Origin of the sequence: uncultured Porphyromonas sp. (assembly GCF_938046015.1) — a bacterium.
Lineage (GTDB): Bacteria > Bacteroidota > Bacteroidia > Bacteroidales > Porphyromonadaceae > Porphyromonas.
The window spans coordinates 1-13,981 of sequence record NZ_CALIXW010000038.1 but is presented as its reverse complement, the minus strand read 5'-3'; the positions used below and the strand labels follow the sequence as shown (position 1 = coordinate 13,981).

9 protein-coding genes and 4 tRNA genes are annotated in these 13,981 nt (G+C 58.7%); 12 read left to right on the top strand and 1 reads right to left on the bottom strand.

Annotated elements, in window-relative coordinates:
* The first annotated feature begins 1 nt into the window (after window position 1).
* Window positions 2–2,719 carry a zinc-dependent metalloprotease gene (locus tag Q0248_RS04865; protein ID WP_299320361.1) on the top strand — a complete coding sequence of 906 codons (2,718 nt, stop codon included), beginning with the start codon at window positions 2–4 and terminating at the stop codon, window positions 2,717–2,719.
* A 524-nt stretch (window positions 2,720–3,243) separates the two neighbouring features.
* Here Q0248_RS04865 and Q0248_RS04860 read toward each other — a convergent pair.
* Window positions 3,244–3,750 (bottom strand): hypothetical protein, encoded by a 507-nt coding sequence (locus Q0248_RS04860; protein WP_299320360.1) that lies wholly within the window; start codon window positions 3,748–3,750, stop codon window positions 3,244–3,246.
* Between the two features lie 274 nt (window positions 3,751–4,024).
* Here Q0248_RS04860 and raiA point away from each other — a divergent pair, with 274 nt between their 5' ends.
* The 11 genes from raiA (at window position 4,025) to Q0248_RS04805 (ending at window position 13,655) form a co-directional block, all read left to right on the top strand.
* Window positions 4,025–4,312, top strand: coding sequence for a ribosome-associated translation inhibitor RaiA (gene raiA, locus Q0248_RS04855; protein WP_299320357.1), 288 nt, complete (start codon window positions 4,025–4,027; stop codon window positions 4,310–4,312).
* 712 nt (window positions 4,313–5,024) lie between these two features.
* Window positions 5,025–6,929 (top strand): molecular chaperone DnaK, encoded by a 1,905-nt coding sequence (dnaK, locus tag Q0248_RS04850; protein WP_299320354.1) that lies wholly within the window; start codon window positions 5,025–5,027, stop codon window positions 6,927–6,929.
* 446 nt (window positions 6,930–7,375) lie between these two features.
* Window positions 7,376–7,451: transfer RNA gene (locus tag Q0248_RS04845), tRNA-Lys, on the top strand.
* Between the two features lie 21 nt (window positions 7,452–7,472).
* A tRNA-Lys gene (locus Q0248_RS04840) sits at window positions 7,473–7,545 on the top strand.
* Window positions 7,546–7,896: 351 nt separating this feature from the next.
* Window positions 7,897–7,970, top strand: a tRNA-Arg gene (locus tag Q0248_RS04835).
* Between the two features lie 34 nt (window positions 7,971–8,004).
* Window positions 8,005–8,078: transfer RNA gene (locus Q0248_RS04830), tRNA-Arg, on the top strand.
* 473 nt (window positions 8,079–8,551) lie between these two features.
* A complete protein-coding gene (locus Q0248_RS04825; RefSeq protein ID WP_299320493.1) occupies window positions 8,552–9,475 on the top strand; it encodes a magnesium transporter CorA family protein in 924 nt (307 codons plus the stop codon).
* 49 nt (window positions 9,476–9,524) lie between these two features.
* Window positions 9,525–10,229 carry an outer membrane beta-barrel protein gene (locus tag Q0248_RS04820; RefSeq protein ID WP_299320351.1) on the top strand — a complete coding sequence of 235 codons (705 nt, stop codon included), beginning with the start codon at window positions 9,525–9,527 and terminating at the stop codon, window positions 10,227–10,229.
* Between the two features lie 218 nt (window positions 10,230–10,447).
* A complete protein-coding gene (locus Q0248_RS04815) occupies window positions 10,448–11,305 on the top strand; it encodes a sigma-70 family RNA polymerase sigma factor (protein ID WP_211788684.1) in 858 nt (285 codons plus the stop codon).
* Between the two features lie 575 nt (window positions 11,306–11,880).
* Window positions 11,881–13,179 carry a site-specific integrase gene (locus Q0248_RS04810; RefSeq protein ID WP_299320347.1) on the top strand — a complete coding sequence of 433 codons (1,299 nt, stop codon included), beginning with the start codon at window positions 11,881–11,883 and terminating at the stop codon, window positions 13,177–13,179.
* Window positions 13,180–13,286: 107 nt separating this feature from the next.
* A complete protein-coding gene (locus Q0248_RS04805; protein ID WP_299320345.1) occupies window positions 13,287–13,655 on the top strand; it encodes a hypothetical protein in 369 nt (122 codons plus the stop codon).
* Window positions 13,656–13,981 lie beyond the last annotated feature (326 nt).

Below are 13,981 nucleotides of genomic sequence, written 5' to 3'. Positions count from 1 at the left end.
GATGATCAGACATAAGCAACTATCCCTCCTAGCGCTGGCGGCCGCCCTCGTGGCAGCGCCGCTCAGCGCCCATGCGGGGATCTTCGACTTCCTCAAGCGGAAGAAGAAGGCCAAGACCGAGCAGACGACCCCGCCCCAGAAGAGCGCCTACGAGCGTATCGTCGGGGCGGAGAAGATCGAGTCTGCCCGCGGCTCCTTCCTTACCCTGCACAAGACCGACAACCAGCTCTACCTCGAGATCCCCACCAAGACCATCGGGGAGGAGATCCTCATCGGAGTGACGCTCTCCTCGATCTCCAACCCCCAGCTCGGCATGGTGGGCTTCAAGAACAGCAACCCCGTGCACATGCGCTTCGCCCAGCGCGACAGCGCTATCGTCCTCGAGGCGGTCAATAGCGAGCCCCATCTGATCTCCCCGCATCAGGGGAAGGCAGAGCGCGCACGCCTGCAGCAGAGCTACACGGATCTGGCGCTGTACAAGTTCCCCATCCGTGCCTGGAACAAGGACAAGACGACCGTCGTCGTCGACGTGACGAACCTCTTCACGACGGACCAGAAGTACTTCCGCCTCCTAGCGCGCAGTGTCGGGCGCTACAGCATCAACGCCCGTCCGCTGGGTGAGCTGACGCATATCCGAGAGGTGAAGAGCTTCGACGACAATGTCTCCATCAAGGTCGACCGCAGCTACCGCCTGACGCTCTCGGCGCAGGGAGGCGGCAGTCCGCTCAAGGACTACCCCGTGACCCTTGGGGCGACCTTCACCATCCTACGCCTGCCGAAGGAGCCCATGACGCCTCGCCTCAGTGATACGCGCATCGGCGTCTTCCAGACGAGCAAGAGCGGCTACGACCCCGAGACGCGCCAGTTCGAGACCATCCGCTTCGCGCACCGCTTCCGCCTCGTGCCCTCTGACATCGCTGCCTACAAGCGCGGTGAGGCCGTGCGACCCGTCAAGCCCATCGTCTTCTACGTCGACAACGCCTTCCCCCCGATCTGGAAGGAGGCTATGAAGGAGGGGACGCTGCGCTGGAATGCGGCCTTCGAGCGCATCGGCTTCAAGGACGCCCTCGAGGTACGCGACTTCCCCAAGGACGACCCTAGCTTCGATCCCGACAACCTCAAGTACAACTGTATCCGCTATATCCCCATCGCCACCGAGAATGCTATGGGCCCCAGCTGGACGGACCCCCGCAGCGGCGAGATCATCAATGCCTCGGTGCTCGTATGGAGCGATGTCTCCAAGCTGAACAATAACTGGCGCTTCATCCAGACCGCTCAGGTAGACCCCGCTGTACGTGCCGTCAAGCTCCCCGACAGCCTCATGGCTAAGAGCCTCAAGTACGTCATCGCCCACGAGATCGGGCATACGCTGGGCTTCATGCACAACATGGGTGCCTCCGCCGCCTATAGCGTCGACTCGCTGCGCTCAGCTACCTTCACCGCCGTGCACGGCACGACGCCCTCGATCATGGACTACGCGCGCTTCAACTACGTAGCGCAGCCAGGCGACAAGGGCCTTACCCTCGACCCGCCCACCGTAGGCACCTACGACAAGTACATGATCGACTGGACCTACCGCTACTTCCCCGACAGCAAGGGCGACATCCTAGCCGAGCAGGCCGAGCTGAATAAGCTCATCGATCAGCACGCCCATGACCCCGAGTACCGCTACGGACTGCAGCAGGTAGGGGAGGAGCGCTATGACCCCTCGTCCATCGAGGAGGATCTGTCCAACGACCCCGTAGCTGCCAGCACGCTGGGACTCAAGAATCTCAAGTACATCGTCAGCCACCTAGGCGAGTGGTTCCCCCAGCCCGAGCAGGCCGAGCACCGTAGCCAGCTCTACCGCGGCATCGCGGATCAGGCGCTGCGCTACGTCAATAATGTCTTCATCAACGTCCCTGGGATCTACCTCTACCAGACGGATGAGGCCAGCGGTCTGCCACGCTACAAGGTCGTCCCACGCGACAAGCAGCGTGCCTCCGCCCTCTGGCTGCTGGATCAGGCGCTCAGTATCGACAGCCTGCGCAACGAGGCGCTGGAGCAGACGATGACCGATGTCGTCGGGGATTCGCCCTTCGTACGCCTCGGTGCTATGGCACGTGCTATGGCTATCCGCAATATCAATTCGCTCAATCTCTCCTACTACCTCGACTCGACCTCCTACGCTCCGCAGGACTATGCCGACGAGGTCTTCGCTCGTGTCTTCGCCCCCACACAGGCAGGCCGTGAGCAGCTGACGCCCGCCGAGCTCCAGCTCCAGGAGTACTACGTGCGCTACATCAGCGCCTACACCTCCGAGCTGGCGAGCAAGAGCGCGCCGCCTCGCGTCTCCGTCCCCGCTGGGCTTGCCGCCCTCACGGGCTACGAGGCAGAGCGCCCCGAGCGTAAGGAGGGGATGACGGATGAGGAGTTCATCGCCCTGCTCTCCCAGCAGTCGGGGGGGAGTCATCAGTGCAGCTTCGACCGCCAGCACGGCACGGAGGAGCACGCTGAGGGGCTGGGTAGCCGCGGCTTCCTCAACTTCGGGGTTAGCTATGGCGAGCCAGCCGACCTCTTCACAGCCGCCATCAACAATACCGATGTGCTCTATCTGCCCCTGCAGTACCGCCTCGAGGCACTGCTGCGCAAGGTCATCCCCACGACCAAGAACAGCGAGCTGCGCCTGCACTACGAGCTGCTCCTGCGCAAGCTCGAGGCCATCAGCAAGCCTAAGTAAAGGCCTTCCTCCCGAGGCGCTAAGCCTCTAGCAAGCGTCCCCCACAGCCCCGAATCACTGGATCGGGCTGTGGGGGACGCTTTTTGTGGGCTAATAGTTGTAAAAAGGCTCAAGCCTTTGTAGCCCGAGCCGCGCCTTACCTCTGCCCTGTGCCCCGCCCCAAGGGGCTAGGCCTTAGCTCCTTAGCTCTGAGAGCTTGTCCTAGTCCCTTCGGGCGGGGCGCTCTTTGCCAGGGGACGGGCGGTAAACCTTTGTTAAATCTCCCTTCCAGAGCTATTTAGGCTTGGTCTTCTCCTAGGAAAGAGAGACCTTTGTAGTACCAATTCGAAGCAATCATTCGTTGACCTTAGATCACACAGTGTAGTATCAATACCAGAGATACACATACCTGTCTGCGCAGCCTCAGCCCTCCTCCTTTCGGGCTGGGGCTGATCGCTTAATGTAGCGCGCCCCTCATCTCAGCCTGGAGATGAGGGGCGCGCCGTCATGTGGGAGGCTAGCCGTGTGGCTGCCCGGGATAGACCTTAGAGGCGGAAGGTGGCGCCAAGCGTCGTGTAGGAGATCCCGTAGCCGAGTTCGGCGAAGGCGCCGATCTTGTCGGTGAAGAAGTAGCGGGCCCCGATGAACACGTTGTAGCCAAAGCTGTCGTAGCTATAGAAGCTAGCGTCGTAGCCCGTCTTCCAGTTCACGTAGTTGTAGCCCAGCATGAGCCCTGCGTAGGTGTCGAGCTTGGAAGCGAACTGGTAGTGGAAGGCACCACGTGCACCGACGAGACCGATGTTGGCATACTTCGAGCCAGCGAACCCGACCTGCGCACCGACAGAGATCGAGCCGTTGTCCCCGTTGATGAGGTTGTCAGCTACACCGTAGTCGAAGCTAGCGGAGATGGGGGGGAGGCTCAGGGAGCCGAAGCTGGAGCCCAGGCCGAGGCCGAGGTTGATCATCTTATCACCCTTGCCAAAGACGTCCTGCGCCTGCGCTAGGCCCGTAGTGCCGAGGAGTGCAAGCACTCCGAGTACAAATTTCTTCATCTGCTATATGATAATTAGTTTGTTAAGCGGGGGAGGCTCCGAGGAGTTCCCGAGGGCAAAGATAAACAAAGCTGCACAATTCCTGCATTTCGGTGCAGGTTTTTACACTTCGCGCCTCGGACCGCCCTCCCGAGAGGAGCGCGGTAGCGCTGCTAAGGGGCTTGCAGTTCAGGATCTTTTTACCTACCTTTGAACTGAAGGTATGAGGGGAGCGCCCCGTACCTTGTCCACTATGGTCTCACCTCCCCTACGGGGGACTAACTACGCTACAACTATGGACATCCGCATTCAAGCCCTGCATTTCGATGCTAGCCTCCAGCTGAAGGAATTCATCCACAAGAAGCTCGAGAAGCTCAACCGCTTCGCCGACGATATCCAGCGCGCTGAGGTCGTGCTCAAGGTCGTCAAGCCCGAGGTGTCGAACAATAAGGAAGCCTCGATCAAGCTCCAGGTGGGTGGACCCGATCTCTTCGCCGAGAAGACGGGCAATAGCTTCGAGGAGGCCGTCGACCTCTGTATCGACGCCCTCAAGCGCAAGCTAGAGAAGCATAAGGAACAATAAGCCCCAGAGCACTACATACAGCATCAGCCCTCCGGGGTAAGGCAAAGCGCGGCCTAGCACACACGGTGCTAGGCCGCGCTCGTCTTTTACCCGCCCCGCTTGTCCCCCTGGCCTCAGGCAGCCGCCCCCACCTCGCCTGCGCGCGTGCGTATGTATATATAGGAGGGAGTACGGGCGCTGTGTCGGGCGATGCTCGTCGGGCGGGTAGGGCAAGCAGCTGCGGGCTGGGACGCTTTGGCCTCCTTAGCCCGAGGCGTGCGGACCGATATCAGTCAGTGGACTGAGTGCTATCCGTCAGCAGGCCGATGGGTATCCGTCGGCGCGCTGAGGGATATCCCTCAGCTTAGCCTCCAGGCAGCGGGGAGCTTGGCCCGCCTTGGGGTGCAGCGCCCGCCTTCCTTCGCCTGCCTGCCAGCCTGAGCCCGACACAGAGGCCACGAGACGGCCGCGATGACAGTGTGAGGAGCTGTAGGGGAGGGACAGAGCGGACACTTTGGCAGACAGTGCGTCAGGCGGCTCGCTGGCACAGCCTTTGCCTTAAGTAGGGTGTGAGTGTGAGTTTAGACTCCTATAGATGAAGCCCCTCACCGCCTCCCGCTGTGGCGCGACAGCACCCGCGGGAACTCAGGTGAAGCGGGCGACATCATGGAGCCGCCGCCCCGCTCGCAAGACCTAACAACGTAAATAGACAAACAAAAAAGAATAGAACATTATGGGAAAGATTATCGGAATTGACCTCGGGACTACTAACTCCTGCGTCTCTGTACTCGAAGGTAACGAGCCTATCGTTATCGCCAACAGCGAAGGCAAGCGCACGACGCCCTCTGTCGTAGCCTTCATCGACGGTGGCGAGCGTAAGGTCGGTGACCCTGCCAAGCGTCAGGCCATCACCAACCCTACCAAGACCATCTACTCCATCAAGCGCTTCATGGGTGAGACCTTCGCTCAGGTGAAGGACGAGATCGCTCGTGTGCCTTACTCCGTCGTCCGTGGCGACAACGACACGCCCCGTGTCGACATCGACGGACGTCTCTACACGCCTCAGGAGATCTCGGCCATCATCCTGCAGAAGATGAAGAAGACGGCCGAGGACTACCTCGGTGCTGAGGTCACCAACGCTGTGATCACCGTACCTGCCTACTTCAACGACGCTCAGCGTCAGGCTACCAAGGAGGCTGGTGAGATCGCAGGGCTCAAGGTCGACCGTATCGTCAACGAGCCTACGGCTGCCGCTCTGGCCTACGGCCTCGACAAGGCCGACAAGGACATGAAGATCGCAGTCTTCGACCTCGGGGGTGGTACCTTCGATATCTCCATCCTGGAGCTCGGTGACGGGGTCTTCGAGGTACGCTCGACCAACGGGGACACGCACCTCGGTGGGGACGACTTCGACCACGTGATCATCGACTGGCTGGCCGACGAGTTCAAGGCCGACGAGGGTGTAGACCTGCGTGAGGATCCTATGGCCATGCAGCGCCTCAAGGAGGCTGCCGAGAAGGCCAAGATCGAGCTCTCTAGCTCGACCAGCACGGAGATCAACCTGCCCTACATCATGCCCGTAGGTGGGATCCCCAAGCACCTGGTGCGTACGCTGACGCGTGCTAAGTTTGAGCAGCTTGCCGACCGCCTCATCCAGGCCTGTGTCGCTCCCTGTGAGAGCGCACTGCGCGACGCTGGCCTCTCCAAGAGCGACATCGACGAGGTCATCCTCGTAGGGGGCTCGACGCGTATCCCCGCGATCCAGCAGATCGTAGAGAAGATCTTCGGCAAGGCTCCCTCTAAGGGTGTCAACCCCGACGAAGTCGTCGCCGTAGGTGCTGCCATCCAGGGTGGTGTCCTCACCGGTGAGATCAAGGATGTCCTCCTGCTGGACGTCACGCCTCTCTCCCTCGGGATCGAGACGATGGGTGGTGTCATGACGCGCCTCATCGATGCCAATACGACCATCCCTACCAAGAAGAGCGAGATCTTCACCACTGCGGTGGACAATCAGCCCGAGGTAGAGATCCACGTCCTGCAGGGCGAGCGCTCGCAGGCCAAGGACAATAAGAGCATCGGTCGCTTCAAGCTCGAGGTAGCCCCTGCTCCTCGTCAGACGCCGCAGATCGAGGTCACCTTCGATATCGACGCCAACGGTATCCTCAACGTCACCGCCGTCGACAAGGCCACGGGTAAGCAGCAGAAGATCCGCATCGAGGCCTCCAGTGGGCTCTCCGACGCAGAGATCCAGCGCATGAAGGACGAGGCCGCAGCCAACGCTGAGGCCGACAAGAAGGAGCTGGAGCGCATCACCAAGATCAACCACGCCGACAGCCTGATCTTCCAGACCGAGAAGCAGCTGAAGGAGTTCGGTGACAAGCTCTCGGCCGACAACAAGGCCAAGGTAGAGGCTGCTCTTGCTAAGCTCAAGGAAGCCCACGCCGCACAGAACCTCGAGGGCATCGACGCCGCGAGCGAAGAGGTGCAGGCTGCCTTCCAGGCCGCTAGCAGCGAGATGTACGCTCAGGCAGGTGCCGCTGAGGCTCAGCCCGGGGCAGGCTCCGCACAGCAGCCCTCCGGCAGCAGCCAGCAGCCCGGCCAGGACATCAGCGACGCCGACTTCGAGGAAGTGAAGTAAGCACCCTTCCTCCCCAATTCCCCTAAACGACCGCTCGCAGTAGGTGCATGCCTACTGCGAGCGGTCTCTTTTATCTCTTCCGAGCTGCGTCCCTCCCCCTTAGGGGAGGCTGTCCTATCGTCACGCACGGCATCGCTCCGCGACACTCCTTCCCCGCTGCGCTCCTTGCTTGTAGCTGCTTCGCTCGGCTTTGGGCTGCGCCGCTCTCCTATATGCTCTGTGGGGTAGTAGGCCTAGTTGCTTCGCTTTGCCGCAGTGCGCGCTTTGTTGCCGTAGCTACTGTAGTCGGGCTCTTCGCGCAAAGGGGAGCGGCTAGTCGGAGCTTTCTCGCGGGGCTCTTTGCTGCTTGATTTGGATATTCGCTGATTTTTCTCTACCTTTGCATTCGATTTGTGACGGAGACCTCTTCCCGCCAAGGTAGGACGAGGGCAAGCGCCAACCTAAATGACTCTGTAGCTCAGTTGGTAGAGCAAGTGACTCTTAATCACTGGGTCGTGAGTTCGAGCCTCACCGGGGTCACCACTTCCGCTCACAAATCATTTTGACTCTGTAGCTCAGTTGGTAGAGCAAGTGACTCTTAATCACTGGGTCGTGAGTTCGAGCCTCACCGGGGTCACACGAGCGGGACGCTATCCTACGGATGGCGTCCCGCTCTACTTTTGGCCCTCCCGTCGTCTCGCCCCATTCTCGTTGTCTTCCCCTTCGCTTTCGCTCCTAGTCGAGCTCTTGTCCTTGACGCTGACCTCGCCTACCCTTAGACAGCAGCCTCCCCATTTGTTCCGCTCACTGCTCCGCCAGCTCGGCGCTGTTCTCTATAGATAGGGGGAAGGTCGGGCGAAAAGGAGCGGTGAAATCGAGGAAAAGGAGGGGCTGCGTCGAGGCTTAATTTTGCTTGCGATTTGGAGACAGGCGAAATAGTTCTTATCTTTGCACTCGCAAAGCATTAAAGCGGCCTTGTGTAAGGATTGGCTCCGTAGCTCAACTGAATAGAGCATCTGACTACGGATCAGAAGGTTACAGGTTTGAATCCTGTCGGAGTCACTCTCTTAGTCTCGCGCCGCCCTGCTCGGCAAAGGGTTCCGTAGCTCAACTGAATAGAGCATCTGACTACGGATCAGAAGGTTACAGGTTTGAATCCTGTCGGGATCACTAGCTCACCCCAGTCACCGTCGTGGCTGGGGTGAGCTTTTTTATTGCCCTTCGGGAGGGAGGGTGGAGGCAGGGGCGATGGCACGATTATGCGGCAGGGGCGGCGGCGTGTGGGGGCGATGGCTGGCGGCTGGGGGCTTTTTCGTACCTTTGCCTCGCAATAGGCAAGGCTCTGAGCTGGGTAGCTCGCCTTGACCGCAAGGAACAAGTATCACTCTATAGACTAGCGTATGGACGACTCCCTCCCTCCGGATGAGCGCATGACGATGCGCCTGCTCCTGGTCGTCTGCACCCTATAGAGTCCCCCGACACGCTCGAGCTCATGTAGGGACAGCCCGCCCAGAGAGACCACCGCCCCAGCCCGTCTGGGGCTCCGTCCCATGGACGATCCCCCTGTACCCTATATCCCCACCCAACTACATATATATAGTAGCGCAGCACTTCGCCACGAGGTGCTGGCTCGCCCCGAGTATATGAAGAGCTTCCTGAGCCTAGCGGACGGTCTCCCCGAGATCAGCCAGTACCAGCCCCAGTGCTGGGTCAATGTAGAGTGCCCCGACGAGGAGGACTTCCTCTTCCTCACTAAGGAGCTAGGCATTCCCCGCGAATTCCTTTCCGACATCGCCGATATCGACGAGCGCCCCCGAGCGGAGCGCGAGGATGACTGGCTGCTGACCATCCTCCGCATCCCCATGGACGGCGGCGGGCAGGGCATGCCCTACCAGACGGTGCCTATAGGGATCATCTCGGGCCCCAAGGCCATCGTCTCGGTCTGCTACCGCCGCACGCAGATGCTCCCCGACTTCGTCAATCACATCCGCCGCAAGGGGATCGCCATCACCAACCCCACGGAGTTCATCACACGCATGATCTACTCCTCGGCCGTCTGGTTCCTGAAGTACCTGAAGCTGATGTACCTCGAGATCAACCGTGCGGAGAAGGAGCTAGAGCAGAGCATCCGTAATGAGGACCTGCTGCGCATCATGCGCCTGCAGCGATCGCTCGTCTACTTCAGCACCTCGATCCGTGGGAATGAGGCCATGCTGGGGCGTCTGCGCACGACCTCGCGCAGCAGCCAGGTCGACCCCGACCTCTTCGAGGACGTGAGTATCGAGCTAAGGCAGGCCTACAACACCATCAATATCTACACCGACATCGTGACCAGCATGATGGACGCCTCGGCCAACATCATCTCCAACAATGTCAATACCATCATGAAGCGTATGACCAGCATCTCCATCGTGCTGACCATACCGACGATGATCTCCAGCTTCTTCGGGATGAACGTTGATGTCTACCTAGGGGACTGGCACTGGGCCTTCCTCTTCATCTTCTGCGTCTCGGCCATGATCTCGGGGATCGCCTTCTTCCTCTTCCGTAAGATCAAGTGGTTCTAGTCGTGGCCTCGTACCCCGACCGTAACCCTTAGCCTAAGAGCCCCCTCTTATGATCCGCCTACGTACGCTCCTGGCCCTGGGGGCGCTCCTCCTCAGCCTCCCGCTGGGGGCGCAGAACCCCTTCCTACGGCCTAGCCTCGAGCTCGGGATGAGCTCGGCGAACCTCCGTATGACGCAGCCGGGTAGTTCGGGCCCGCTCGGCGGCATCCAAGGGCTAAGGGCTGGTGCAGGCCTTGAGCTCTCACTCGGGCCCTTGACCTACGTCTCCGCGGGACTCTACTATCAGCAGCTCGGGGCCAATAATGAGCTTAGCCGTAGGGGCAGCCGTCCGCTGGAGCTCGGGGCGCAGGGGCTCACGGGTACGGAGCAGCTCCGCCTGCAGTACCTCAGCATCCCCGTCGCGGTGGGGATGCGCCTGGCAGTGCCCTTCGTTGGGGCGGGCGTGAGTGGGGAGCTCGGTCTGTCCTACAATAGCGCCCTCGGTGGCAGCTACAGCTACCACGCCGCCTCCCACAGCGAGCGGACTGCCACGACGGACTACGATCCCTATCGGCTCCCCGAGGGGCAACGCCCGAGCCTCAGCCTCAAGGAGCGAGACCTCGCCCTACACCTAGCGGCGAAGCTCGAGCTGGGGAGCTTCTTCCTGCGCCTCGGCATCGAGCAGGGCCTCACCAACATCTGGCAGGACGCGCCTCGCAGGTCGAGCCTGCGCACGACGTCCTCTTGGCTTAGCCTCGGCTATACGCTCTTCTAGGCTTGGCCCGAGCGGCGCCTTAGCTCGGTGAACATTCTCCGCGCGCGAGCTGTCTCTACTACGGAGGAAGCCTAGCGCTAGCATCTCAGTGTAGCATATATTTGTTATCTTTGCGCCTATTTCGAGCCCAGCGAATCGGTAGGCGCTAGCCTGACCTATCCCCACCGCTGGGGCCTCCATTACTTTAGACGAAGACATATAAGACATAGAGATACACGATGAGACAGATCAAGATCGCAGCGACCATCACCCGCCGTACTGAGGACCTAGACCGCTACCTGCTGGAGATAGGGCGTGAGGAACTACTGACCATAGACCAGGAGGTAGAGCTCGCCCAGAAGATCAAGCAGGGGAACCGCCGTGCTCTGGACCGTATGGTGCGTGCCAACCTCCGCTTCGTCGTCTCTGTCGCCAAGCAGTACCAGAACCAAGGCCTTGAGCTCGTCGACCTCATCGAGGAGGGCAACCTAGGGCTGATCAAGGCGGCGGAGAAGTTCGACGAGACGCGAGGCTTCAAGTTCATCTCCTACGCTGTGTGGTGGATCCGTCAGTCTATCCTCCAGGCCATCGCTGAGAACGCCCGTATCGTACGTCTCCCGCTCAACCAGGTGGGGACGCTCAATAAGATTACCAAGGCCATCGCCCGCTTCGAGCAGGAGCACCAGCGCAAGCCTAGCCCCGAGGAGCTCTCCGTCGAGCTCGACATCCCCGAGGAGAAGATCTCGGAGGTACTGAAGATCTCTGGCCGCTCCATCTCGGTGGATGCACCGCTAGCCGAGGGCGAGGATAATACGCTGCTGGACACGATGAGCAGCGACGACATGCCCAAGACCGACCAGGCGCTGATGCGCGAATCCCTCTCCCGCGAGATCGACCACGTCCTCTCGAGCCTGCCTCAGCGCGACGCCGAGATCATCAAGCTGGCCTTCGGCCTACACGGCGGCGGCGAGATGACGCTGGAGGAGATCGGCCTGAAGTTCGGCCTGACCCGCGAGCGCGTCCGTCAGATCAAGGAGAAGGGTGTCCGCAGCCTCCGCCACGGCACCAACTGCGAGGCGCTCAAGCAGTACCTCTAGCCCCATCTCCGCGAGGCGCCTGCCTTCATCCGCAGGCCGCTCGCCTCACGCTCTAAGCACCTCTAAAGGCCACGCCCCGCAGCTCGTATCAAGCTGCGGGGCGTGGTCTTTTTTTAGCTACGAGGCGCGAGCGAGGACTATCCCCAGCGAATCGAGGAAGGGCTGTGTCGGTGCAGCCCTTCAGCTTGTCCTCACTGCTACACCGATTGCTGCGCCTTCTTTTGTGTAGCAGTTTCTGTAGCAGATCTTGGCCGAAGACTGGCGCTTAGCCCCTAGTGCTAAGCGCCCGGATCTATTGCTGGGATATAAAGCAGAACCCTTGTAGGGCCTAGTCCTACAAGGGTTCTGCTTATTCTGAAGGCTTCTCTGACGACCATTTTGCAGCCACTTTGAAGCCTCTTTGCGGAGAGGGCGGCTCTTTCTCTTGAACCCTCACGACTGATCGAATGTATTCAATATGCTATATATCAGTTGTTATTCTCCCACTCTGGGTAAAGCAGAGTATCATGGGATCTCCCTTGTCGTATCCATATTTGGGTGTATCTTTGGGTGTGTAAACTATGCACCCGAGAATTATGAATATCAAGCGTAATATCATCTTTGCTCTGGAGAGCCGGAAGAAGGACGGTGTTCTGATCGTGGAAAACGTCCCTATCCGCATGCGAGTGAACTTTGCTTCCCAGCGAATAGAGTTCACTACGGGCTATCGTATCGATGTGGCTAAATGGGATGCTGACAAGCAACGAGTAAAGAACGGATGCACGAACAAGCTTAAGCAATCAGCCTCGGAGATCAACGCTGCGCTCTTGGGTTACTACACCGAGCTACAGGAGGTCTTTAAGCGCTTTGAAGTGGTGGAGGTCATGCCAAGCCCCGCCGATGTTAAGAGCGCCTTCAATGCCCGTCATAGGTCTGACAACGTAGAAGCGGAGCAGACTTCCGATAAGCCTGATGCTTCGGCAGAGTTCTACAAGTCCTTTGATGAGTTCGTACGTGTCTGTGGCCGACAGAACGACTGGACGCACGCTACCTATGAGAAGTTTGCTGCGGTGAAAAATCACCTTAGAGCCTTCCGAGTAGACCTTAGCTTCTCCTTCTTCAACGAGGCTGGTCTGACGGAGTATGTGCGCTACCTCCGAGAAGTACGCGAGATGCGCAATAGCACGATCGGGAAGCAGCTCAGCTTCTTGAAGTGGTTTCTACGTTGGAGCTTCAGCCAGGGAATGCATAGGAACAATGCTTACGATACCTTCAGACCTAAGCTCAAGGATACGCAGAAGAAGATCATCTTCTTGACTTGGGAGGAGCTGACGAAGCTCCGAGAGTTCGAGATCCCTCCAGCAAAGCAGTCGCTTGATCGTGTGCGTGATGTCTTCCTCTTCCAGTGCTTTACCGGACTGCGATACTCAGATGTCTACAATCTCAGAAGAAGCGACATCAAGGAAGATCATATAGAAATCACTACGATTAAGACTTCTGATAGCCTGGTTATCGAGCTCAATAAGCACAGCAAGGCTATCTTGGAGAAGTATCAGGATGTGGTATTTGAGCACGACAAGGCACTGCCCGTGATCACTAACCAGAAGATGAATGAGTACCTCAAGGAGCTTGCTGAACTTGCTGGTATCAACGAACCTATCCGCCAGACCTACTACAAGGGGAACGAGCGCATCGATGAAGTGACACCTAAATATGCTCTGCTTGGTACGCATGCTGGTCGTCGGACCTTTATCTGTAATGCGCTTGCCCTCGGCATCCCTCCTCAAGTCGTGATGAAGTGGACAGGGCACAGCGACTATAAGGCGATGAAGCCCTACATCGATATTGCGGACGACATTAAAGCGAACGCCATGAATAAGTTCAATCAATTGTAAGCAGAAGCAGATTGGCTCTAAGCCTAGCTCTCGGTGTCGATATTCATGACAATCAGCTTTTCTATTCATCCAATCAGACCTTGGTCTATAGCTATACCTGCAAGCCTATGCGGATAAGCATCTTATATGCCAGCACCCTTCTCTCGCTCGGGCTATCGTGTTCCTCACAGAAGGGCTCAGGGCAGGAGAGAACTCTTCGCTCCAAGTCCCCCAATACCTACTCCATCGACGAGCTGGATCAGTTCTACAGCCCCTTGAGACGGGATAGCTTCATCCTCTCCGAGGGGCACGATGAGTTTAGGGCGCCGATAGAAGATCTGTTTTCGGACGAAGAGCGCAGGGCGCATCGGACGCAGATCCTAGAGTTCACCTGGAGCTTGAATGAGGATAGCCTGCTGACAGTCTGGTATCTACCCCTCCGAGATTCACTGAAGGTCCTCGGGAAGTTTAGCTATCCACGCGACGCGATCTTCTGAAGGCTTTGATCTCGTTTGCATTGAATAAGCATGGAGAGGCTAGTTATCATGCTCTAGTTTTGCCTCGAAGATGGGAGGGAGCCCTAGCCACGCTTGTACCCCTTGGGCTGACGAAGCTACACGAAGCGCAGCTAGAAGGTACGGCGGTTATTGAGCGTTCGAAGCCTTCACATAAAGGTTTTACTTCGCTCTTATAGGCGAAGACAGAGGAGTTAGAAGGCCCTCCCGACGGAGGTTTAGGTACTCTAAGGACAAGGTTACTAATCTTCCCAGAAAAAGTGGCTAATCTTTTGCGCAAAAGTTTAGCCACTTTTTCCGAAAAGATT